Source organism: Albidovulum salinarum, from assembly GCF_025673475.1.
Lineage (GTDB): Bacteria > Pseudomonadota > Alphaproteobacteria > Rhodobacterales > Rhodobacteraceae > Albidovulum > Albidovulum salinarum.
In genome coordinates this window covers 118,809-140,367 of sequence record NZ_JAOVQO010000010.1, presented here as the reverse complement: position 1 = coordinate 140,367, position 21,559 = coordinate 118,809, and the positions used below count along the sequence as shown (strand labels likewise).

The 21,559-nt window shown below is 68.2% G+C and carries 23 protein-coding genes; 14 read left to right on the top strand and 9 right to left on the bottom strand.

The genetic code is table 11. From position 1 onward, the window contains the following. Positions 1-5: 5 nt before the first annotated feature. Together eda and edd are read right to left on the bottom strand one after the other, a co-directional pair. Positions 6-647 carry a bifunctional 4-hydroxy-2-oxoglutarate aldolase/2-dehydro-3-deoxy-phosphogluconate aldolase gene (eda, locus tag OEZ60_RS12225; RefSeq protein ID WP_263336504.1) on the bottom strand — a complete coding sequence of 214 codons (642 nt, stop codon included), beginning with the start codon at positions 645-647 and terminating at the stop codon, positions 6-8. A gap of 82 nt (positions 648-729) precedes the next feature. Further along, positions 730-2,529, bottom strand: coding sequence for a phosphogluconate dehydratase (edd, locus tag OEZ60_RS12220; protein WP_263336501.1), 1,800 nt, complete (start codon positions 2,527-2,529; stop codon positions 730-732). A gap of 190 nt (positions 2,530-2,719) precedes the next feature. Here edd and OEZ60_RS12215 point away from each other — a divergent pair, with 190 nt between their 5' ends. The 3 genes from OEZ60_RS12215 (at position 2,720) to OEZ60_RS12205 (ending at position 4,723) form a co-directional block, all read left to right on the top strand. Beyond that, positions 2,720-2,884: an RSP_7527 family protein gene (locus OEZ60_RS12215; RefSeq protein ID WP_263336499.1), complete on the top strand. Its 165-nt coding sequence runs from the start codon at positions 2,720-2,722 to the stop codon at positions 2,882-2,884. A gap of 97 nt (positions 2,885-2,981) precedes the next feature. Next, positions 2,982-4,184 carry an RSP_2647 family RNA methyltransferase gene (locus OEZ60_RS12210; protein ID WP_263336496.1) on the top strand — a complete coding sequence of 401 codons (1,203 nt, stop codon included), beginning with the start codon at positions 2,982-2,984 and terminating at the stop codon, positions 4,182-4,184. Continuing rightward, positions 4,181-4,723, top strand: a complete 543-nt coding sequence (locus OEZ60_RS12205) for an RSP_2648 family PIN domain-containing protein (protein ID WP_263336493.1) — start codon at positions 4,181-4,183, stop codon at positions 4,721-4,723. Before OEZ60_RS12210 ends, OEZ60_RS12205 begins: the two co-directional genes overlap by 4 nt. A 6-nt stretch (positions 4,724-4,729) precedes the next feature. Here the strand turns inward: OEZ60_RS12205 and serS are convergent, their stop codons facing one another. Then, positions 4,730-6,019, bottom strand: coding sequence for a serine--tRNA ligase (serS, locus tag OEZ60_RS12200; RefSeq protein ID WP_263336490.1), 1,290 nt, complete (start codon positions 6,017-6,019; stop codon positions 4,730-4,732). Between the two features lie 443 nt (positions 6,020-6,462). On the opposite strand from serS, the gene yajC reads away from it, so the two are divergent. The 9 genes from yajC to OEZ60_RS12155 all read left to right on the top strand — a co-directional run bounded on the left by yajC (position 6,463) and on the right by OEZ60_RS12155 (position 12,716). After that, on the top strand, positions 6,463-6,792 hold the full coding sequence (gene yajC / locus OEZ60_RS12195; RefSeq protein ID WP_263336488.1) for a preprotein translocase subunit YajC: 330 nt from the start codon (positions 6,463-6,465) through the stop codon (positions 6,790-6,792). 36 nt (positions 6,793-6,828) lie between these two features. Next, entirely contained in the window at positions 6,829-8,499 is a 1,671-nt protein-coding gene (secD, locus tag OEZ60_RS12190; protein WP_263336486.1) for a protein translocase subunit SecD, read from the top strand. A gap of 11 nt (positions 8,500-8,510) precedes the next feature. Beyond that, on the top strand, positions 8,511-9,485 hold the full coding sequence (gene secF, locus OEZ60_RS12185) for a protein translocase subunit SecF (RefSeq protein ID WP_263336483.1): 975 nt from the start codon (positions 8,511-8,513) through the stop codon (positions 9,483-9,485). Further along, positions 9,485-9,841, top strand: coding sequence for an Mth938-like domain-containing protein (locus OEZ60_RS12180; protein ID WP_263336588.1), 357 nt, complete (start codon positions 9,485-9,487; stop codon positions 9,839-9,841). The genes secF and OEZ60_RS12180 overlap by 1 nt, the downstream gene beginning before the upstream one ends. A 40-nt stretch (positions 9,842-9,881) precedes the next feature. Then, positions 9,882-10,508 (top strand): heme ABC exporter ATP-binding protein CcmA, encoded by a 627-nt coding sequence (gene ccmA, locus OEZ60_RS12175; protein WP_263336586.1) that lies wholly within the window; start codon positions 9,882-9,884, stop codon positions 10,506-10,508. Positions 10,509-10,587: 79 nt separating this feature from the next. Beyond that, a complete protein-coding gene (gene ccmB / locus OEZ60_RS12170; protein WP_263336480.1) occupies positions 10,588-11,244 on the top strand; it encodes a heme exporter protein CcmB in 657 nt (218 codons plus the stop codon). A gap of 56 nt (positions 11,245-11,300) precedes the next feature. Beyond that, a complete protein-coding gene (locus OEZ60_RS12165) occupies positions 11,301-12,029 on the top strand; it encodes a heme ABC transporter permease (protein WP_263336477.1) in 729 nt (242 codons plus the stop codon). Then, the gene (gene ccmD / locus OEZ60_RS12160) at positions 12,029-12,184 is read left to right on the top strand and encodes a heme exporter protein CcmD (RefSeq protein ID WP_263336475.1); all 156 of its coding nucleotides are present in this window, start codon (positions 12,029-12,031) and stop codon (positions 12,182-12,184) included. Before OEZ60_RS12165 ends, ccmD begins: the two co-directional genes overlap by 1 nt. Next, the gene (locus OEZ60_RS12155) at positions 12,177-12,716 is read left to right on the top strand and encodes a DsbE family thiol:disulfide interchange protein (RefSeq protein ID WP_263336473.1); all 540 of its coding nucleotides are present in this window, start codon (positions 12,177-12,179) and stop codon (positions 12,714-12,716) included. The genes ccmD and OEZ60_RS12155 overlap by 8 nt, the downstream gene beginning before the upstream one ends. Positions 12,717-12,724: 8 nt before the next feature. Here OEZ60_RS12155 and OEZ60_RS12150 read toward each other — a convergent pair whose 3' ends face one another. Then, positions 12,725-13,030, bottom strand: coding sequence for an antibiotic biosynthesis monooxygenase family protein (locus OEZ60_RS12150; protein ID WP_263336472.1), 306 nt, complete (start codon positions 13,028-13,030; stop codon positions 12,725-12,727). A gap of 178 nt (positions 13,031-13,208) precedes the next feature. Then, positions 13,209-15,899 carry an aconitate hydratase AcnA gene (acnA, locus tag OEZ60_RS12145; protein WP_263336470.1) on the bottom strand — a complete coding sequence of 897 codons (2,691 nt, stop codon included), beginning with the start codon at positions 15,897-15,899 and terminating at the stop codon, positions 13,209-13,211. A gap of 223 nt (positions 15,900-16,122) precedes the next feature. On the opposite strand from acnA, the gene OEZ60_RS12140 reads away from it, so the two are divergent. Beyond that, positions 16,123-16,830: a DUF1223 domain-containing protein gene (locus tag OEZ60_RS12140; protein ID WP_263336468.1), complete on the top strand. Its 708-nt coding sequence runs from the start codon at positions 16,123-16,125 to the stop codon at positions 16,828-16,830. Between the two features lie 24 nt (positions 16,831-16,854). Here the strand turns inward: OEZ60_RS12140 and OEZ60_RS12135 are convergent, their stop codons facing one another. From OEZ60_RS12135 to purB, 4 genes are all read right to left on the bottom strand, one after another. Continuing rightward, a complete protein-coding gene (locus OEZ60_RS12135) occupies positions 16,855-17,730 on the bottom strand; it encodes a lysophospholipid acyltransferase family protein (protein WP_263336465.1) in 876 nt (291 codons plus the stop codon). Between the two features lie 239 nt (positions 17,731-17,969). Continuing rightward, complete coding sequence (locus tag OEZ60_RS12130; protein WP_317852833.1) at positions 17,970-19,049, bottom strand: flagellar motor switch protein FliG; 1,080 nt, start codon at positions 19,047-19,049, stop codon at positions 17,970-17,972. 75 nt (positions 19,050-19,124) lie between these two features. Continuing rightward, positions 19,125-19,292: an adenylosuccinate lyase gene (locus OEZ60_RS12125; protein ID WP_263336464.1), complete on the bottom strand. Its 168-nt coding sequence runs from the start codon at positions 19,290-19,292 to the stop codon at positions 19,125-19,127. A gap of 102 nt (positions 19,293-19,394) precedes the next feature. Continuing rightward, positions 19,395-20,699: an adenylosuccinate lyase gene (purB, locus tag OEZ60_RS12120; RefSeq protein WP_263336461.1), complete on the bottom strand. Its 1,305-nt coding sequence runs from the start codon at positions 20,697-20,699 to the stop codon at positions 19,395-19,397. Between the two features lie 431 nt (positions 20,700-21,130). On the opposite strand from purB, the gene OEZ60_RS12115 reads away from it, so the two are divergent. Then, on the top strand, positions 21,131-21,547 hold the full coding sequence (locus OEZ60_RS12115; protein ID WP_263336459.1) for a DUF6314 family protein: 417 nt from the start codon (positions 21,131-21,133) through the stop codon (positions 21,545-21,547). Positions 21,548-21,559 lie beyond the last annotated feature (12 nt).

The window sequence follows — 21,559 nt, the reverse complement described above, 5'->3', positions numbered from 1 at the left end:
AGGCTTTAAGCTCTGAGCGCCGCCGCCTCGCGCGCAAGCGCGGTGATCGCGGCCCAGTCGCCGGCGGCGACCCGGTCCTTCGGCGCGACCCAGCTGCCGCCGACGCAGAGCACATTGGCAAGTTTCAGGTAGTTTCCGACATTCGCCGGGCCGATGCCGCCCGTCGGGCAGAAGCGGACCTGCGGGATCGGCGCGCCGATCGCGGCGAGCGCCGGGGCGCCGCCGGAGGCTTCGGCGGGGAAGAACTTCTGCACCGTGTAGCCGCGTTCGAGAAGCGCCATCACCTCGGTCGCGGTCGCGGCACCGGGCAGGAGCGGCAGGCCCTCATCCTCGCAGGCCCTGAGCAGGCTGTCGGTCGCGCCCGGCGAGACGCCGAACCGGGCGCCCGCGGCCTTGGCGGCCTTGACATCGGCGGGGGAGATGAGGGTGCCCGCGCCGACGACGCCGCCCTCGACCCCGGCCATCGCGCGGATCGCGTCGAGTGCTGCGGGCGTGCGCAGGGTCACCTCGAGTGCCGGAAGGCCGCCAGCGACGAGGGCGCGCGCGAGCGGGGCGGCGCTGGTCATATCCTCGACCACGAGGACCGGAACGACGGGGGCGAGGCGACAGATTTCTTCGGCCTTGGCCGATTGCGCGGCGGGGGTCATCGCTCATCCTTCTGCGGTTCGGCGGGAGGCGGCGTCGGACGCCTCCGGCGGGGGTATTTTGGCAATAAAGAAGCGGGCGCGCTCACAGGAGCGCCGAGGCGCCGTCGGTGGCGGCGCCGACGTGGCGGCGGAAGGTCTCGAAGAGCTCTCGGCCGATGCCGTGGCGGTTGGCCGAGAGGTCCGGGGTCTCGGGTGTGCGGGCGGCGAGGTCGACGCCCCTGACAGCGAGCTCCCCGGTCGTGACGTCGAGCCGGATCACGTCGCCGTCGCGGAGTCGCGCGAGCGGGCCGCCGGCGGCGGCCTCGGGGCTGACATGGATCGCCGCAGGGACCTTGCCGGAGGCGCCCGACATCCGCCCGTCGGTGACGAGCGCGACCCTGAGGCCGCGGCCGAGGAGCACCGACAGCACCGGCGTCAGCGAATGCAGTTCCGGCATGCCGTTGGCCTGCGGTCCCTGGAAACGCACGACGACGACGGTGTCGGCGGTGAACTCGCCCCTCGCGAAGGCGGCCTTGACCTGGTCCTGGTCGGAGAAGATCCGCGCCGGGGCTTCGACGACCTGGTATTCCGGCGCGACGGCCGAAGCCTTGATCACCGCGCGGCCGAGGTTGCCGGTGAGTTCCCTGAGCCCGCCGGTCGGCTGGAACGGGTCGGCGGCCGGACGCAGGATCCTGTCGTTCTCGGTCCTGGTCGGTCCGGCGCGCCAGGCGAGCGCGCCGTCCGTAAGGACCGGCTCCTCGGTATAGCGGCGGAGCCCGTCGCCCGCCACGGTACGGACGTCCTCGTGCAGTAGCCCGGCCTCTAGGAGTTCGCCGATGAGGAAGCCGAGTCCGCCCGCGGAGTGGAAATGGTTCACGTCGGCGAGCCCGTTCGGATAGACCTTGGCCATCAGGGGCACGATTTCCGATATGGCGGCGAAATCCTCGAGCTCCAGCGAGACCCCGGCGGCCCGCGCCATCGCCGGCAGGTGCATCACGAGGTTCGTCGACCCCCCGGTCGCCATAAGCCCGACAATGCCGTTGACGAAGGCGCGTTCGTCGAGGATCTCGCCCGCCGGGCGGAAGTCGTTGCCGAGCGCGGTGATCTTGGCCGCACGGGTCACGGCGGCGGTGGTGAGCGCCTCGCGCAGGGGCGTGTTTGGGTTGACGAAGCTCGCGCCGGGCAGGTGCAGCCCCATGAACTCCATCAGCATCTGGTTGGTGTTCGCGGTGCCGTAGAAGGTGCAGGTTCCGGGTCCGTGATAGGCCGCCATCTCGGCCTTCATCAGCTCGTCGCGGCCGATCTCGCCCGCGGCGAAGCGGTTGCGAATCTTCGACTTCTCGTCATTGGGCAGGCCTGAGGGCATCGGCCCGGCGGGCACGAAGATCGCGGGCACATGGCCGAAGCTGGCCGCCGCCATCACGAGGCCGGGCACGATCTTGTCGCAGACGCCGAGATAGAGTGCCGCGTCGTAGCAGTTGTGGCTCATCGCCACCCCGGCGGCGAGCGCGATCACGTCGCGCGAGAAGAGGCTGAGCTCCATGCCGACCTGGCCTTGCGTGACGCCGTCGCACATCGCCGGCACGCCGCCCGCGACCTGGGCGGTCGCACCGGCAGCGCGGGCGGCGGTGCGGATGAGGTCGGGGTAACGCTCGTAGGGCTGGTGCGCCGACAGCATGTCGTTATAGGCGGTGACGACGCCGATGTTCGGCGCCCGGCCCGCCGCGAGGCGGTCCTTGTCCTCGGCCATCGCGGCATAGGCATGAGCCTGGTTGCCGCAGCTCAGGTGCGCGCGCGCGGGGCCTGCCTCGGCCGCCTGGCGGAGCCGCCCGAGATAGGCGGAGCGGCTCTCGGCCGATCGGCGCTGGATGCGGTCGGTGATCTCGGCAAGGCGCGGGTGCATGGGTGGTTCCTCGAACGTCCGGAATGGCGGGACAATAGCCGCCTCGCCGCGCCATAGCATGATCTGTTATCGCTAACAACCGTCCTGCGCCCGCCATGCACCCGTCGCATGGCGGGGTTTCGCATCTGTCCGTGGCGCTTCCCCGCTGCGTCGCTTACCTCGCCGCCGAACCAGATTGCAGGAGCCCGTCATGGCCCAGACCCTGAAATACGAACTGCCGACCTATGAGGAACAGCGGAACATAATGGCCCGCGCCCGCCAGATGCAGGGCGACGCGATGGCCGAGGCGTTCCGTGCGCTGGCCCGGGCGCTGCGCCGCATGGTGAAGCCCCGGACCGCCGCCACGAGCCACTGAAGCTCGGCAAGGGGCGGGCGCGTCAATGGATGCGCCCTTTCCCCCGCGCGGCGTTCCGACTAGAGGAGGGAAAACCCCTCCTGACCGGACCCGCGCGATGACCGACAGCCCGAGCCTTCCCACCGTCCGCCTGCGCCCCAAGGCCGAAGCCCGCGCCATCCGCCACGGCTTTCCCTGGGTCTATGCCGACGAGCTGGTGACCGACCGGCGCACGCAGGGCCTCGTGCCCGGCTCCATCGCCCGGCTCGAGGATGCCGAGCGGCGGCCGCTCGGCATCGTCACGGTCAACCCGAAATCGAAGATCATTGCCCGGATGCTCGACCGCGACGAGGGCGCGGTGATCGACCGCGCCTGGCTTGGCGCCCGCATCGGCCGCGCGCTGGCCCTGCGCGCGCGGCTCTACGACGCGCCCTACTACCGGCTCGTCCATGCCGAGGCCGACGGACTGCCGGGCGTGATCATCGACCGCTTCGGCGATGCCGCGGTGATCCAGCCCAATGCCGCCTGGGCCGAGGCGATGATCGGTGACCTTGCCGCCGCCCTGGCCGAGGTCACCGGGGTCACCACGATCATCAAGAACGGAACCGGACGCGCGCGCGGGCTCGAAGGGCTGGCGGAGGAGACGGCCGTGCTCGCGGGCGGGCTCGACGGGCCGGTGCCGGTGCCGATGAACGGTGCCGTCTACATGGCCGACCTGATGGGCGGCCAGAAGACCGGGCTCTTTTTCGACCAGCGCGACAACCACGCCTTTGCCGCCCGGCTCGCGAAGGGGGCGCGGATGCTCGACGTCTTTTCACATGTGGGCGGCTTCGCGCTCGCGTCCCTCGCGGGCGGGGCGGAGAGCGCGCTCTCGGTCGATGCCTCGGCTGCGGCGCTGGAACTGGCCGGGGCGGGCGCAGAGGCCGCGGGCTTCGGCGCGCGGTTCGCGACGCGCAAGGGCGACGCCTTCGCGGTGATGGAGGCGCTGCAGGCCGAGGGCGCCAGCTTCGATCTCGTCGTTTGCGATCCGCCGGCTTTCGCGCCCGCGAAACCGGCGCTCGAGGCCGGGCTTCGCGCCTATGAGCGGGTGGCGCGACTCGCCGCGCCGCTGGTGGCGCCGGGCGGGTACCTCGTGCTTTGCTCCTGCTCGCACGCGGCGGATCTGACGCAGTTCCGCAACGCCTCGGCGCGCGGCATCGGCCGGGGTGGGCGACGTGGGCAACTCTTGCATACCGGCTTCGCCGGGCCCGACCATCCGCAGCTGCCGCAACTGGCCGAGAGCGGCTATCTCAAGGCGCTGTTCTTCCGGCTTGACGGATGAAGGTCATCCTCGACGCTTGCGTCCTCTATCCGACGGTGCTGCGCGAGATCCTGATCGGCGTCGCGCGGGCCGGGCTCTACACGCCGCTCTGGTCCGACCGCATCCTCGAGGAATGGGCGCGGGCGAGCGTCAAGCTCGGCCCCGGCGCCGAGACGATCGCGCGGGGCGAGATCGCTGTGCTGCGCGCCGGCTTCCCGAAAGCCTCGGTCGCGCCGCATGACGGGCTCGCGGCGCGGCTCTGGCTGCCGGATCCCGCCGATATCCATGTGCTGGCCGCCGCGATCGCGGGCCATGCGGACCTGATCGTCACCTTCAACGCTGCCGACTTTCCGCGCCATGTGCTGGCCGAGGAAGGCGTGCGACGCGAGGATCCCGACAGCTTCCTCCTCGACCTCTGGCGCACCGATCCCGGCGCGGTCGGCGATGCCGTCGCGGCGGTTCAGGCGGAGGCGGAGCGGCTGTCCGGCGCGCCGCAGCCGCTCCGCGCGCTGCTCAAGCGCGCCAAGCTGCCGCGGCTTGGCAAGGCTTTGGCCGGCTGACGGGGCTCAGACCAGCGTACCCTCGGCCGTGAGCCGGGTCTTGCCGCCGAGCCAGGGATGCAGCGCCTCGGGCAGCACGACCGAGCCGTCGGCCTGCTGGCCGTTCTCGAGAACCGCGATCAGGCAGCGCCCGACGGCGAGGCCGGAGCCGTTCAGCGTGTGGACGAAATCGGGCTTGCCGCCGGCAGGCCGGAAGCGCGCGTTCATCCGCCGCGCCTGGAAGTCGCCGCAGACCGAGACCGAGCTGATCTCGCGGTACTTGTTCTGCCCCGGCAGCCAGACTTCGAGATCGTGGGTCTTGCGCGCGCCGAAGCCCATGTCGCCGGTGCAGAGGACCACGGTGCGGTAGGGGAGCCCCAGCCGCTCCAGAACGGCCTCGGCGCATTTCGTCATCCGCTCATGCTCTGCGAGCGAGGTGTCGGGCGTGGTGATCGACACCATCTCGACCTTCTCGAACTGATGCTGACGGAGCATGCCCGAGGTGTCCTTGCCCGCCGAACCGGCCTCGGAGCGGAAGCACTGGGTATGGGCGGTCATGCGGATCGGCAGCGCCGCCTCGTCGAGGATGTCGCCCGCGACGGTATTGGTGAGCGTCACTTCCGAGGTCGGAATGAGCCACCAGCCGTTGGTGGTCTGGTAGCTGTCCTCGGCGAATTTCGGCAGCTGGTTGGTGCCGTACATCGCGTCGTCCCTGACCAGCACGGGGGTCATCGTCTCCGTCAGCCCGTGTTCGCTTGTGTGCAGGTCGAGCATGAACTGCGCCAGCGCCCGGTGGATGCGGGCGACGCCGCCGCGCAGGAGGACGAAGCGGGCGCCCGAAAGCTTCGCGGCGGTCTCGAAATCCATGCCGGGCTTCACGCCCGCGATTTCGAAATGTTCGACCGGCTTGAAGTCGAATTCGCGCGGGGTGCCCCAGCGGCGGACCTCGACGTTGTCGTTCTCGTCCGCGCCCTCGGGCACGTCCGCAAGCGGCAGGTTCGGGATCGTCATCAGGAGATTGCGCAGGCGCGAGTCCTCGACCTCGGCCTCCTCGTTCAGCCGCGCCACCTCGGCCTTCTTCTCGGCGACGAGGGCGCGCAGCCGCTCGAACTCCGCCTCGTCGCCCTTGGCCTTGGCAGCACCGACCTCCTTGGAGGCGGCGTTCTGCGCGGCCTGCGCGGTCTCGGCCGCGAGGATCTTCGCGCGGCGCGCCTCGTCGACACCAAGGATATCTGCGCTGAGCCCGAACAGACCCCGGCGCCCGAGGGCGGCGTCGAAGGCTTCGGGGTTCTCTCGGATCGCGCGGATGTCGTGCATGATGGGCCTCTTCGGGGTCGTTCGGGCCAGATATGCCCGATCCGGGCGGGAAGGGGAACCGGGAATCTGTACGCCCGGACCTCCGTGGCGCCATCGGCGGGGTATTTGAGTAAACGCATGAGGATCGGTATATAAATTATTGAATATAAATATAAATTTCTAAACTCACTTGTTCGATGGCATTGGCGGCGTTCGGTTGGCCGCCCCGGTTACGTCGTGCCGTTCCCGTCGCCGGCGGCGAACCCGAGGGGGCGGCGTACCGGTCGCGGCCATAGGGTTGGCGCCCATTAGGCGCGGGTTGGCGCAACCTCGCGCCGCCCGCGGCTTCCCCGATTGGGTGCGGCGACGGGGCTGCTCCTTGCAAAGCCCCTTTCCCGCCTATAGGTTCCCCGCGACAAAAAATCTGGGCCGCAAGCGCCCACCGACCGAGAGGACGCCTTTCCATGATCATCACTCCCGCCTATGCGCAGGCCGCCGGTGGCGGTGGCGCTGCCGGTCTCGCGCAGTTCCTGCCGCTGATCCTGATCTTCGCGATCATGTATTTCCTGCTGATCCGTCCGCAGCAGAAGAAGCTGAAGGAACACAAGGCGATGGTCGAGGCGCTGCGGCGTGGGGACCAGATCGTCACCCAGGGCGGGATCATCGGCAAGGTGGCCAAGGTCAAGGAGGACGGCGAGCTCGAGGTTGAGATCGCCGAGGGCGTGAAGGTGCGCGTCGTCCGCGCCACCGTGACCCAGGTCCTGTCGAAGACCGAACCTGCGGCGACGAAGTAATCCCGACAGACCAGAACCGAGACCGGATCCCCGATCATGCTGCAATTTCCCCTTTGGAAGCGGATCATCATCCTGGGGCTCTGCGCTCTCGGGCTGCTGACGGCGCTGCCCAACGCCTTCTACACCCGCGCCGAGCGGCACAACGACGCCGTCACCGCGGCCGAGAAAGCCGGTTTCGAGACGCCGGAGCAGGAGGCTGACCGGGCGCTCTGGCCCGATTTCCTGCCGTCGAAGGTGGTCAATCTCGGCCTCGACCTGAGGGGCGGTGCGCATCTTCTCGCCGAGGTCCAGGTCGCCGATGTCTACAAGGCGCGGATGGACGGGCTCTGGCCCGAGATGCGCAAGGCGCTCGCGGATGCGCGGGGCGAGATCGGCGGCATCCGCCGCGCGCCCTCGGATCCCTCAGAGCTGCGCATCCAGATCGAGAAGCCCGAGGCGATGGCGAAGGCGGTCGAGGTCGCGAATGGCCTTGCCTCCAACGTCGTCAGCCTGACCGGCGTCGGCCAGAAGGATCTCGACATCACCGCCGAGGGCAACCAGCTCATCGTCCGGCTCTCGGAGGCCGAGCGTGCCGCGACCGATGACCGGACCATGCAGCAATCGCTGGAGATCATCCGCCGGCGGATCGACGGCGCGGGCACCCGCGAACCGACGATCCAGCGCCAGGGCACCGACCGGATCCTGATCCAGGTGCCGGGCGTGGGCTCGGCCGCCGAGCTCAAGGCATGGATCGGCACCACCGCGCAGCTCACCTTCCACCCGGTCGTCGGCCGCGGCACCGACGGCAACGCGATCGCCAAGCCTGGCACGATGATCGTGCCGTCGATCGACGAGGACGAGCAGGGCGTCTTCTACACGCTCGACGAGGTGCCGGTCGTGACCGGCGAGGATCTCGTCGACGCGCGCCCCGAGTTCGACCAGAACGGCCGCCCGGCCGTCGGGTTCCGCTTCAACCCGTCCGGCGCGCGCAAGTTCGGCGATTACACCGCCACCAATGTCGGCCAGCTCTTCGCCATCGTGCTCGACAACGAGGTGATCTCGGCGCCGCGCATCAACCAGCACATCCCGGGCGGATCGGGGATCATCACCGGCTCGTTCACGGTGGAAAGCTCCACCAACCTCGCGGTGCTGCTGCGTGCGGGCGCGCTGCCGGCGAAGATGACCTTCCTCGAGGAACGCACGATCGGGCCGGAACTCGGCCAGGATTCGATCGACGCGGGCCGCGTCGCCGCGATCGTCGGCACCGTGGCGGTCGTCGCCTTCATGATCGCGAGCTACGGGCTCTTCGGCGTGTTCGCCACCGTCGCGCTCGCGCTCAACATCTCGATGATGTTCGGCATCCTGTCGATGATCGGCGCCACGCTGACGCTGCCCGGCATCGCCGGCATCGTGCTGACGGTCGGCATGGCGGTCGACGCCAACGTGCTGATCTTCGAGCGCATCCGCGAGGAGATGAAGACCGCCAAGGGCCCGGCGCGGGCGATCGAGCTCGGCTATGAAAAGGCCATGTCGGCCATCGTCGACGCCAACATCACCACCTTCATCACCGCGCTGATCCTCTTTTTCCTCGGCTCCGGCCCGGTGAAGGGCTTCGCGGTCACGCTCGTCATCGGCCTCGTCACCTCGGTCTTCACCGCGATCTACGTGACACGGCTCTTCGTCACCACCTGGTTCGACCGGAAACGGCCGAAGACGATCACGGTCTGAGGGACATCATCATGGCATTCCGTCTCAAGCTCGTCCCCGAAACCACCAACATCGACTTCTTCCGCTGGGCCTCCGTCACCTTCGGCGGCTCCGTCCTGCTGGTGATCGCTTCGATCATCCTGAGCGTCGTCATGGGGCTCAACTTCGGCATCGACTTCAAGGGCGGCACCACGATCCGCACCGAGTCGACCTCGCCCGTCGATGTCGGCGCCTACCGCGCGGCGGTGCAGCCCCTCGGCCTCGGCGACGTGCTGATCTCCCAGGTCTACGACCCGACCTTCCGCGAAGACCAGCATGTCGCGATGGTGCGTATCCAGGCACAGGAAGGCGACGAGGCGATCACGCCCGAGATCATCGGCAAGGTCGAGACGGCGCTGAAGGGCGTCGATCCCTCGATCACCTTCCCGTCGGTGGAATCGGTCGGCCCCAAGGTCTCGGGCGAGTTGATCTGGACCGCGGTGCTCTCGGTCCTCGCCGGGGTCGCCGCGATCTGCTTCTACATCTGGCTCCGCTTCGAATGGCAGTTCGCGGTCGGCGCGGTGGTGGCGCTCGTCCACGACATCGGCCTCACGATCGGGATCTTCTCGCTCTTCCAGCTCAAGTTCGACCTGACGATCATCGCGGCCCTCCTGACCATCCTCGGCTATTCGATCAACGACACCGTCGTGGTCTTCGACCGGCTGCGGGAGAACCTCATCAAGTACAAGACGACGCCGCTCCGCGATCTCTGCAACCTCTCGGTCAACGAGACCCTGAGCCGAACGGTGATGACCTCGGGCACGACGCTCATGGCACTGACTGCGCTTCTCGTCTTCGGCGGCGACGTGATCCGCGGCTTCGTCTTCGCGATGACCTGGGGCGTGATCGTTGGCACCTACTCCTCGGTCTACGTCGCCAAGAACGTCGTCCTGATCCTCGGTGTGAAACGCGACTGGGGCAAGAAGGAGGACGGGCCGGCCGGGACCCAGTTCGCGGCCGGGAAATGATCCGGCTGAACGAGATCCCGTTCAACGGCGCCCGGCCGGTCGACGGCTACGGGCCGGGCTTCTTCCGCGTCGGCGGCGAGGTCATCCACGGAGCGGTGCTCGTCACCGCGCGCGGGGCGCAGGCCTGGGGCGGCTATGATGACGCCGGCCCGCTCCTGGCGCTCGCCGGAGAGATCGACGTCCTCCTGGTCGGCACCGGCCGCACGATCGCCCATCCGCCGGCCGCCTTGCGCGACAAGCTCGACGCGGTCGGGATCGGGGTCGAGCCGATGGCCAGCGACGCGGCGGCGCGGACCTACAACGTGCTCCTGTCGGAGGGGCGGCGGATCGCCGCGGCGCTCCTGCCGGTCGATTAGGCGCTTTGCCTTCCCGCCCGGATCGGCTAACCCCTTGACCATGATGCTCTCGGTCCACGACCTCGCCGTCTCGCGCGGCGGTATCGCGATCCTCGAACGGGTGGGCTTCGTGCTCGACCCGGGCGAGGCGCTGGTGCTGCGCGGCCCGAACGGCATCGGCAAGACGACGCTCCTGCGCAGCATCGCCGGGCTGCAGCCGCCGGTGGCGGGAAGGGCCGAACTGCCGCCCGAAGGCGCCGCCTACGCCGGCCATGCCGACGGGCTTAAGGCAACACTCAGCGTGGCCGAGAACCTGACCTTCTGGGCCCGGATCTATGGCCAGGGCGACATCGCGCCTGCCCTTCACGCGATGGACCTCGAGGGTCTCGCCGAACGCCCGGCGCAGAACCTCTCGGCCGGCCAGAAGCGCCGCCTCGGCCTCGCGCGGCTTCTCGTCACCGGCCGCCGGCTCTGGCTCCTCGACGAGCCGACGGTCTCGCTCGACACCGCCTCGGTCGCCCTCTTCGCCGCCGCGATCCGCGCCCATCTCGCGTCCGGGGGCGCCGCGCTCATGGCCACCCATATCGACCTCGGCCTCGAAGAGGCGCGGATCCTCGACCTCACACCCTTCCGCGCGACACTTCCCGCGCCGGGACAGGGCGGCGGCTTCGACGAGGCCTTCGCATGATCTGCTTCTTCATTGCCGAAATACCCCGGGGGTCCGGGGGCAGGGCCCCCGGCGCCCGCCACCGGGGAGAGACCTGCCCATGCTAGCGCTCCTCCTCCGCGACCTGCGCCTTGCCACCCGCGCCGGCGGCGGCTTCGGGCTCTCGCTCGCCTTCTTCCTCATCGTCACCGTGCTCGTCCCGTTCGGCGTCGGCCCCGAGGGCGGCACGCTGTCGCGCATCGCGCCCGGCATCCTCTGGGTCGGCGCGCTCCTCGCCTGCCTCCTCTCGCTCGACCGGATCTTCGCGCTCGACCGCGAGGACGGCTCGCTCGACCTCCTCGCCACGGCGCCGATCCCGCTCGAAGGCGTGGTCGCGGTGAAGGCGCTCGCGCACTGGCTGACGACCGGGCTGCCGCTCACGCTCGCCGCCCCGGTCCTCGGCGTGCTTCTCCATCTGCCGGGTCCAGGGTTTGCCTGGCTCACGCTCTCGCTCGCGGCCGGCACGCCGGCCCTCTCCATCATCGGCACCTTCGGCGCGGCGCTCACCGTGGGGCTGAAGCGCGGCGGACTTCTGCTGTCGCTCCTCGTCCTGCCGCTCTACATCCCGACGCTGATCTTCGGGGCCGAGGCGGCGCGGCGCGGGGGCGAGGGGCTCGCCACCTTCACGCCGCTCCTGATGCAGGGGGGCATCACCCTGGGCGCGCTCGCGATCCTGCCTTTCGCCGCGGCTGCGGCAATCCGCGTCAATCTGCGCTAGGGAGGCCCGTGCTATGGATGTTGAGCACCGCGGCCGGAACCGCTAGTCAGGACGCCATGTCGATCTGGGAATACGCCAACCCGAAGAAGTTCATGCAGACCTCGGCCTGGGCGCTGCCCTGGGTGACGGGGCTCGCGGTCGTGACGCTCGTCACCGGCCTCGTTTGGGGCTTCTTCTTCACGCCCGACGACTACCGCCAGGGCGCGACCGTCAAGATCATCTATATCCACGTCCCCTCGGCGATGATGGCGATCAATGCCTGGGCGATGATGCTCGTCACCTCGATGATCTGGCTCGTCCGCCGCCACCATGTCTCGGTCCTCGCCGCCAAGGCGGCTGCGCCGATCGGCGTCACGATGACGCTGATCGCACTCTTCACCGGGGCGATCTGGGGCCAGCCGATGTGGGGCACCTGGTGGGCCTGGGATCCGCGGCTGACCTCGTTCCTGATCCTCTTCCTCTTCTATCTCGGCTACATCGCGCTCTGGGAGGCGGTCGAGGACCCCGACACCGCGGCCGACCTCACCTCGGTTCTCTGCCTCGTCGGCTCGGTCTTCGCGCTCCTGTCGCGCTATGCCGTCCTCTTCTGGAACCAGGGCCTCCACCAGGGCGCCTCCCTCTCCCTCGACGCCGAGGAACATGTCGCCGATACCTATGCCTGGCCCCTCTGGGTCTCGATGGCGGGTTTCGTCCTTCTCTTCGTCACCCTCGTCCTGATCCGCACCCGGACCGAGATCCGCGCCCGCCGACTCAGGGCGCTCGAGGCGCGGGAAAGGATGGCGTGATGGTGGACCTAGGCAAATACGCGGGCACCGTGCTCGGCGCCTACGGCGTGACGATCCTCCTGATCCTGGGCCTCGTCTGGCTGTCGCTTAGGAAGGGTGCCGAGATGCGCCGGCGGCTCGAGGCACAGGAAAAGAGGATGGGACGCAATGGCTAGGATCTCGCCGCTAATGGCGCTGCCGCCGGCGATCTTCGCCGGGCTCGCGCTGATGTTCGTTCTCGGCATGCAGCGCGAGGATCCCGACGCGCTGCCGTCAACGCTCGAAGGCCGCGATGCGCCTGCCGTCGTAGTGACGCCGCTCGCCGACCTGCCGGTCTTTTCCGACGCCGATCTCAGGGACGGCAAGGTCAAGCTCGTGAACTTCTGGGCAAGCTGGTGCGCCCCATGCCGGGCCGAGCATCCCAACCTCACGAAGCTCGCCGGAGAGGGCGTGACGATCTACGGCGTCAACTACAAGGATAGGCCGCAGGCGGCGCTGAAGTTCCTCGCCGATCTCGGCAACCCGTTCGCGGCCACCGGCGCGGACGAGAGCGGCCGCATGGGGATCGACTGGGGCCTCTACGGCGTGCCCGAGACCTTCGTGATCGACGGCGAGGGCAAGGTCATCCTGCGCTTCGCCGGCCCGATCACCGAGCGGGTGCTCGCATCCGACATCCGCCCGGCGATGGAGAAGGCCGCGGCCAAATAGGCGGCCAATCAGGTCGTGATCAGCTGCGCGAGATCGTAATGGTGGAGCGCCCGGTCGGCGACCAGTTCGGCCTCGTCGGGATGGATATGCGGGTGCTGCCAGTCCTCGCCGGCGAAGGCCTTCAGCGACTCCACGTCCTTCCAGACCATCACCATGCAGAACTCGCGCGGGCTTTCCGGCCGCGGCAGGCCGGGCGTGGCCGAGACGAGGCCGGGCTGGCTTTTCACCAGGGGCAGTGCGGTGTGGAGAAAGAACTCGCGGAACTCCGCCTCCTTGCCCTCGTGGATGGTCGCGCGAAATATGCGGATGATCATGGTTCGCCTCCCTTTTCACTGGGGAAAGGATAGCACAATCGCGCCCGACCCGGCGGCCACGACCGATCGAGGCCATCGTTCTGAAGACCTATCCAAACGGCGATGCCCCATGCTGCCCTTGGAATAAAAGAGGGCTCCGCCGGAGCGGAGCCCTTCACCAGGCCCTTTGAGACCAAGGTCAGGCGCGGGCGAGATTCCTCAGCACATAGTGCAGCACGCCGCCGTTCTCGACGTATTCGATCTCGACCTCGGTATCGATCCGGCACTTGATCTTGATCACCTTCTCGCTGCCGTCCGCGTAGCGGATCGTGCAGGGCACGAGCGCGAGCGGCTTCAGATCGCCGGCAAGGCCCTGGATCGAGATCACCTCGTCGCCCTTGAGGCCGAGGGTCTTGCGGTTGTCGCCGCCAGTGAACTCGAACGGGATCACCCCCATGCCCACGAGGTTGGAGCGGTGGATGCGCTCGAAACTCTCGGCGATGACCGCCTTGACGCCGAGAAGGTTGGTGCCCTTCGCCGCCCAGTCGCGGCTGGAGCCCGCGCCGTATTCGATACCGCCGATGACGATGAGGGGCGTGCCCGCCGCCTGGTATTCCATCGAGGCGTCGTAGATCGAGGTCTGCTTGCCGTCGGGCCCGAGCGTGTAGCCGCCCTCGACCCCGTCCAGCATCTCGTTCTTGATGCGGATATTGGCGAAGGTGCCGCGCATCATGACTTCGTGGTTGCCCCGGCGCGAGCCGTAGGAGTTGAAGTCCTTCGGCGCCACCTGCCGCTCGGTCAGGTACTGGCCGGCGGGCGTCGTCGGCTTAAAGGAGCCTGCGGGCGAGATGTGGTCGGTCGTGATCATGTCACCGAGCAGCGCCAGGATGCGGGCGCCCTCGATGTCGTGGATCGCGCCCTTCTCCTTGGCCATGCCCTGGAAGTAGGGCGGGTTCTGGATGTAGGTCGAGGTCGGCGGCCAGTCATAGGTCTCCGATTCCGTGACCTTGACGCCTTGCCACTTGGCATCGCCCTTGAACACGTCGGCGTACTTCTTCTGGAACGCCTCGCGGGTGACGGTGGCGTGGACGAGATCGGCGATCTCCTTGTTGGTCGGCCAGATGTCCTTGAGATAGACAGGCTTGCCGTCCTTGCCGGTGCCGAGGGGCTCCGTCGCGAGGTCGATGTTCATGTCGCCCGCGAGCGCATAGGCCACGACGAGCGGCGGCGAGGCGAGGTAGTTGGCGCGGACGTCGGGGCTGATCCGGCCCTCGAAGTTGCGGTTGCCGGAGAGGACCGCGGTTGCGACGAGGTCGCCCTCGGCGATGGCGGCCGAGATCTCCGGCTGCAGCGGACCGGAGTTGCCGATGCAGGTGGTGCAGCCGTAGCCCACGAGGTTGAAGCCGATGGCGTCGAGGTCGTCCTGCAGGCCGGCGGCCTCAAGGTATTCGCTGACGACCTGCGAGCCGGGCGCGAGCGAGGTCTTGACCCAGGGCTTGCGGTTCAGCCCAAGCTCGCGCGCCTTGCGGGCGACGAGCCCCGCGCCGATCAGCACGTAGGGGTTCGAGGTGTTGGTGCAGGAGGTGATCGAGGCGATCACGACCTTGCCCGAGGACATGGCGTAGTCCTCGCCCTTCACCTCCACGTCCTTGCCCATCGGGCGCTTGAACGTCGCCTCCATCTCCCTGGCGAAGGCCGACTTTGCGTCGGTCAGAGCGAGGTAGTCCTGCGGCCGCTTCGGGCCCGAGATCGCCGGGACGATCGTGGACATGTCGAGTTCCAGCGTCGAGGTGTAGATCGGGTCGTAATCCGCGCCGCGCCAGAAGCCGTTCTCCTTGGCATAGGCCTCGACGAGCGCGATGCGGTCCTCGTCACGGCCCGTTTGCCGCAGATAGCGCAGGGTCTCGGCGTCGATCGGGAAGAAGCCGCAGGTCGCGCCGTATTCCGGCGCCATGTTGGCGATCGTCGCGCGGTCGGCGAGCGGCAGGTGATCGAGGCCCGGCCCGTAGAACTCGACGAACTTGCCGACGACGCCGTGCTTCCGAAGCATCTGGACGACCTTGAGGACGAGGTCGGTCGCGGTCGTGCCCTCGACCATCTCGCCCGTGAGCTTGAAGCCGACGACCTCGGGGATCAGCATCGAGACCGGCTGGCCGAGCATCGCCGCCTCGGCCTCGATCCCGCCGACGCCCCAGCCGAGAACGGCGAGGCCGTTGACCATCGTGGTGTGCGAGTCGGTGCCGACCAACGTGTCGGGGTAGGCGACCGTGTCACCGTTCTGGTCGGTATCGGTCCAGACCGTCTGGGCGAGGTATTCGAGGTTCACTTGATGGCAGATGCCGGTGCCGGGCGGCACGACGCGGAAGTTCTGGAACGCGTTCTGGCCCCATTTCAGGAAGACGTAGCGCTCCATGTTGCGCTCGTATTCCAGATCGACATTGCGCTGGAAGGCGCGGGGATTGCCGAACTCGTCGATCATCACCGAATGGTCGATGACGAGGTCCACCGGGTTCAGGGGGTTGATCTTTTGCGCGTCGCCGCCGAGCGCCTTGATCCCGTCGCGCATCGCCGCAAGATCGACGACCGCGGGGACGCCGGTGAAGTCCTGCATGAGCACGCGCGCCGGGCGGTAGGCGATCTCGCGCGGGTTCTGGCCGCCCTGCTTGCCCCAGTCGGAGAACGCCTTGATGTCATCGACCGACACCGTGCGGCCGCCATCCTCGAAGCGCAGCATGTTCTCCAGCACCACCTTCAGCGCCGCGGGCAGCTTGGAGAACTCGCCGAGTCCCGCGGCCTCTGCCGCCGGGATCGAGTAATAGGCGACGGACGTGCCGCCGGCGGAAAGTGTCTTGCGCGTCTTGGCGGTGTCCTTGCCGGTGACGATGGGCATCGGGATCTCCCTTCTCGTTGAGGGTGTCGCTCGGGTCTCTCGGCTTGCGTTGTGCCGCAACGTAACGGGCCGATCAAGTGCGATACGGCGCATTGTATACCATTGTGCACAAAGAGCCGCAAGAGGGCTCGAGCGGTCCTCGCGATCTCTCGCAAAACCTTGATTGGCCTTCTGCCCGGCCTTTGTCTAGGAAGGAAGGATCAGGGGATACGGAACTGGAAACATGCGCAGGATTATCGGCGCCGCGCTCGGTTGTTGGCTCGGGGTGATGGGGGCGGCCATCGCCGAGGAGAAGGACACGGAGCCGGTTCTCGTCGAACTCTACACGTCCCAGGGCTGTTCCTCTTGTCCGCCGGCCGACGCTATCCTCGCCGGGCTGTCCGCGCGCGACGACGTCATCGCGCTCGCGCTTCATGTCGATTACTGGGACTACATCGGCTGGAAGGACCATTTCGCCAGCCCGCGGTACTCGGACCGCCAGCGCGCCTATGCCCGCGTCGCGGGGGTGGGCACCGTCTACACGCCGCAGATGATCGTTGCCGGCCGCGATCATTTGATCGGGGTGCGCCCGGCCCAACTCGAGGATCTGATTCGACGGTTCCGGGCCCAGCCATCCCCGGTCGCGCTCGACCTCGCACGGACGGGCGGCAAAGTGCGGGTTCGCGCCGAAGCACGGGCGCCGCTTCGACACGGCGCCTTCGTGCAACTCGTGCGCTACACACCTTCGGAGCGGGTCGAGATCAGCCACGGCGAGAATGCCGGCCGGACGATCGACTATGCCAACATCGTCACCGACTGGAAGAAGGTCGCGGATTGGGACGGCGCGCAGGCGCTCACGCTCGATCTCGCGGCGCCGGGCGACGAGGCGGTCGTGGTGATCATCCAGGAGCCCGGCCCCGGTCCGGTCCTCGCGGCGCGGCAACTGCGTTAGCGGTCGCGGTTCGCTATTAGGACCTCACTTCCAGCGGCGGTGGATCCAGAACCACTGGTCCATGTGCTGACGCGTGAGCAACTCAAGGCTGTCGTTTGCCGCCTGCGTCATCGTCATCGGATCGGAGGGCGGGATCGGCGCCTCGACGACCACGTCGAAACCGAGCCCGTCGGGCTTGCGGATGCCGTAGACCGGGATCATGGCCGCATCGTATTTCAAAGCGAGATCGGCGGCCGACGTGGCGGTATGCGCCGTGCGGCCGAAGAAGCGAAGCGGCGCTCCGTGCCCCATGTGCTGGTCGAGCAGGATTCCCAGCATGCCGCCGGACTTGATGAAGCGCAGCATCGCGCCCATGCCCTGCTTGCCGCGCGGAAACAGGGGCGAGCTGATCCGCTGCATCGCGTCGACGTAATGCGCGTTGAAGAGCGGGTTCTTCATCGGCCGGTAGAGCCCGCCGAACTGGTATCCGTGGGCGACGAGGGCGGCACGGGCCGCGTTGTAGTTGCCGAAGTGGCCGGTGACGAGAATGACGGGCCGGCCGGTACGCTTCGCTTCCGCAAGGGCCTCGACGCCCTCACCCAGAAGCGGCACGTCGCGCTGGCGATCGGCGAATTCCTGGCCCGAATACATCTCGATCATCGACCGGCCGACATTGTCGGGCACCGCCCGGACCAGCCGCGCGACTTCGGCCGGGGGAAGGTCCGGACAGACATGGGCGAGGTTTTCCCGGATGCGCTCGGTCCAGCCGGCGATCGGCGCCGCGATCCGCGAGACGATCCAGCCCGCAACCGGGATCCGTATCCGGTAGGGCAGCGCCCGCGCGACGGCGAGAAGCGCGCGGAAGGCCGCGTCGATCAGCCGGTCGCTGCGGCTCGGGGTGGAATCGGGCGCTGCCGTCATTCGTCTTTGATCGCTACGCGCGGCGTCGGCATGGCCCGCGTTTCCCGCGTCAGACATAGCCGCCGGCGTCCGCGACCACAAGCGCGCCATCGTCCGGAACCGAACGCGAGGGGTTCGCAAAGGGCCGCCTCGGGGGCCGTCGAGGCCCCGCTCGGCGGCGCTGCCGCGCGTCGGGCATGAGAGGTGGCCGCGTCGGGCGGCGGTGTGCTCAGGCGTCACTGGCTGCCTTCTCATCGACTTCAGGCATCGTCCACGATCCTGAGCGCTAAAGCGCCCGACACTTCAAGGTCGCGGATCGCGACGACGATCGCGGTCATGGCGCCTTCCGCATCCTTTTCGCGGATCGCTCCGCGTTCGGCCATTTCCTCGCGCAGCGAGGCCGCCATGCGCTGGGACATGTTCGCGAGGATGAACTCGGCCGCCGCGGCGTCGTCGGGCGTCTTCGCGCCGGCGAGCGCCGCGACCAGTGTCGTCTGGTCGACGCCCCGGATCACCTTCGAAATGTCGCGCGCCTCGATCCGGGCGGGGATGTCGGCGAAGGTGAAGATCGACCGCCGCACCTGTGCGGCGAAGTCCGAATCCGCGGCCGTCAAGCCTTCGAGCACGTCATCCCGGGTCGCGGCGGGCGAGAGGTTGAGGATCGCGCCGACGCGCTCGTGCGGACCGGTCTCGAAGGCGCGGACCGGCTGCGCCTCGAGCTGGGAAACGAGCGAGAGGCCGATCTGGCGCACCGTCTCGGGGTCGATGTTGCCGGTCCGGCTGACCGCGTAGGCGATGCGCCGTGCCCGGTCGCCGGGCAGCTTGCCGAGGAGTTCGGCGGCCCGGGGCACGGCGAGTTTCGACAGCATCACCGCGCCGACCTCGACGCTTTCCTCGGTCAGCACCAGCATGAGCTTCTCGGGATCGAGCGCCGCGATCCGGTCCCAGGGATCGGCCTTGGCCGAGGCGCCGGCGAGGCGGCGGAGGCGGCTCGCCGCTGTGGCCGAGATGTGGCCGTCGAGCATCTGGAGCGCGCCGTCGATGCCGCCGGGGAAACTGAGGCCGACCGAATCGAGGAGCGTGATGAACTCCTCCACCACGGCCCTGAGCGTCGCGCGGTCGACGCTGCGCATGGAGCCGATCTGTTCGGTCAGCGCGGCCTGCAGGTGGTCCGGAAGGCCGCGGATCGGCACGTCGCCGCCTTCGCTGAGAAGGAGCCGCACGATGATCGCGGCCTTCTGGCGCCCACTCATCGCGAGAACGGGGGGCGCGAGCGGGGCAGACGGCGCGCCCGTCGCCGGACGGCCGTTCCGCAGCGGCAGATTCGCGAGTGCTGTCATGGCCTTGCCTTCCGGACCGGGTTCGGGGCAAGGGTCGCAGAAAGCCGTTAACGGGGGCTTACCGCTTTCGGGAGGTCAGCTTCCGACCGTGATGCAGCTCTGGGTGGCGGCGTCCCAGGTCTTGCCGTCGGCGCAGCTGACCTGCGCCTGGCGGTCGCTGTGGCCGCATCCGCCGGAGCCGGCGAGAGCCGGGGTGAGGGACGCGGCGAGTGCGGTCGCCGTGACGATGGCTTTGAGTAGCATGGCATCCTCCATCCTGTCGGGGCCGATTGTGCCAGCCGCGTCGGGGTCGGGGCAAATCAAACATCCGCCCCGGGCCCGATCTCACGGGATCGTGAGGCGGCGTCAGTCCCCGAACACCCGGGCGAAGATCGTGTCGACGTGCTTGGTGTGATAGCCGAGGTCGAACTTTTCCTCGATTTCGGCAGGCGAGAGCGCGGCGGTCACCTCGGCGTCGGCAAGAAGCTCCTCCTTGAAATCGGCGCCCTTCTCCCAGACCTTCATCGCGTTCCGCTGCACCAGCCGGTAGGCGTCCTCGCGGCTCACGCCCGCTTGCGTCAGCGCGAGGAGCACGCGCTGGCTCATCACCAGGCCTTTGAACTTGTTCATGTTGGCGAGCATGTTCTCGGGGTAGACGACGAGCTTCTCGACCACGCCGGCAAGCCGGTTCAGCGCGAAGTCGAGCGTGACCGTCGCGTCCGGCGCGATGCCGCGCTCGACCGAGGAATGCGAGATGTCGCGCTCGTGCCAGAGGGCCACGTTCTCCATCGCCGGGATCACCGCCATGCGGACGAGGCGGGCGAGGCCGGTGAGGTTCTCGGTCAGCACGGGGTTGCGCTTGTGCGGCATCGCCGAGGAGCCCTTCTGGCCGGGGGAGAAGAACTCCTCGGCCTCCAGCACCTCGGTGCGCTGCATGTGGCGGATCTCGGTGGCGATGTTCTCGATGCTGGACGCGATGACGCCGAGGGTGGCGAAGAACATGGCGTGGCGGTCGCGCGGGATCACCTGCGTCGAGATCGGCTCGGGGCGGAGGCCGAGCTTCTCGCAGACATGCTCCTCGACCGCGGGGTCGATATTGGCGAAGGTGCCCACGGCGCCGGAGATGGCGCCGGTGGCAACCTCCCAGCGGGCCTTTTCGAGCCGGTTCTTGTTGCGGTCCATCTCGGCGTAGAAGCGCGCGAAGGTGAGGCCCATCGTCGTGGGCTCGGCATGGATGCCGTGGGAGCGGCCGATGCGGACGGTGTCCTTGTGCTCGAAAGCGCGTTTCTTGAGCGCGGCGAGCACCTTGTCCATGTCGGCCAGAAGGATGTCGGCGGCGCGGACGAGCTGGATGTTGAGCGTGGTGTCGAGGACGTCTGACGAGGTCATGCCCTGGTGGACGAAGCGGGCGTCCTCGGACCCGATATGCTCGGCGAGATGGGTGAGGAAGGCGATGACGTCGTGCTTGGTGACGGCCTCGATCTCGTCGATGCGGGCGACGTCGAACTCGACGTCCTTGGCGCGCCAGACCGCCTCGGCATTGGCCTTCGGGATCACGCCCAGAGCCGCCTGCGCGTCGCAGGCATGCGCCTCGATCTCGTACCAGATCCGGAACTTGGTTTCGGGCGACCAGATGGCGACCATTTCGGGGCGGGCATAGCGAGGGATCATCCGGGTGGCCTTTTTCTTTGTGAGACGGGCGCGGTTGTCCTAGACTGGTAGGGCTCGGGTGGCAAGAAGGGGCGCGGGTGATGCTGCGTTTGCTCCTTTCGGAATGCATGGCTCGCGGTTCTTGCGGTCGCGGCCGTGGTACGGGAGCGGCCAATGTTATCCCCCGTCGGACTTTCGGAAGCGCCAACCGAGCAAAGCCCGCACCTGTTGGATGGCGCAAGTCGATCGTTCCGCGAAGACCGTGGCACGATGTCCAGCGCCGGTGCGGCATGGAGAGAGGGTTGCAGGTCGGTCGGGAACGACCGGACTTGTTAGGCCTGTATGCCCTCGAAATCGTGGAACTGTCGCATGCTGAAGCGGCCGACAGTGAGCGGCCGGCCGCAGATTACTAGTAGCGGCGGGTGGTTAACGGTAAGGGAGTATTGAGAGAAATGAGCTTCATTCCAAAACTAACTGATTTCACAGGAGAATGGCAGGTCGGCCGTGTGATCCAGGATCGGCTTGGCCACGCCGAGGGGCGGTTCGAGGGGCGGGCATTCTTCCGCCCGGTCGAGATCGGCCTTGCCTATCACGAGGAGGGCGAACTTCGGCTCGGGCCGGGGCCGTCGATGACGGCCATTCGGGATTATCTCTGGCGCACCGATGGCGAGCGGATCGCAGTCGATCATGGCGACGGCAAGCCGTTCCATGCCTTCGATCCGGCCTTTCCCGAGGCGCATCATCTCTGCTCGCCGGACGACTACCGGGTGCATTACGACTTCTGTGACTGGCCGGACTGGCGGGCGGTCTGGGTGGTGATGGGACCGCGCAAGGACTACACGATGATCAGCCGCTATTCGCGGGCCTGAAACGTCGTAGAT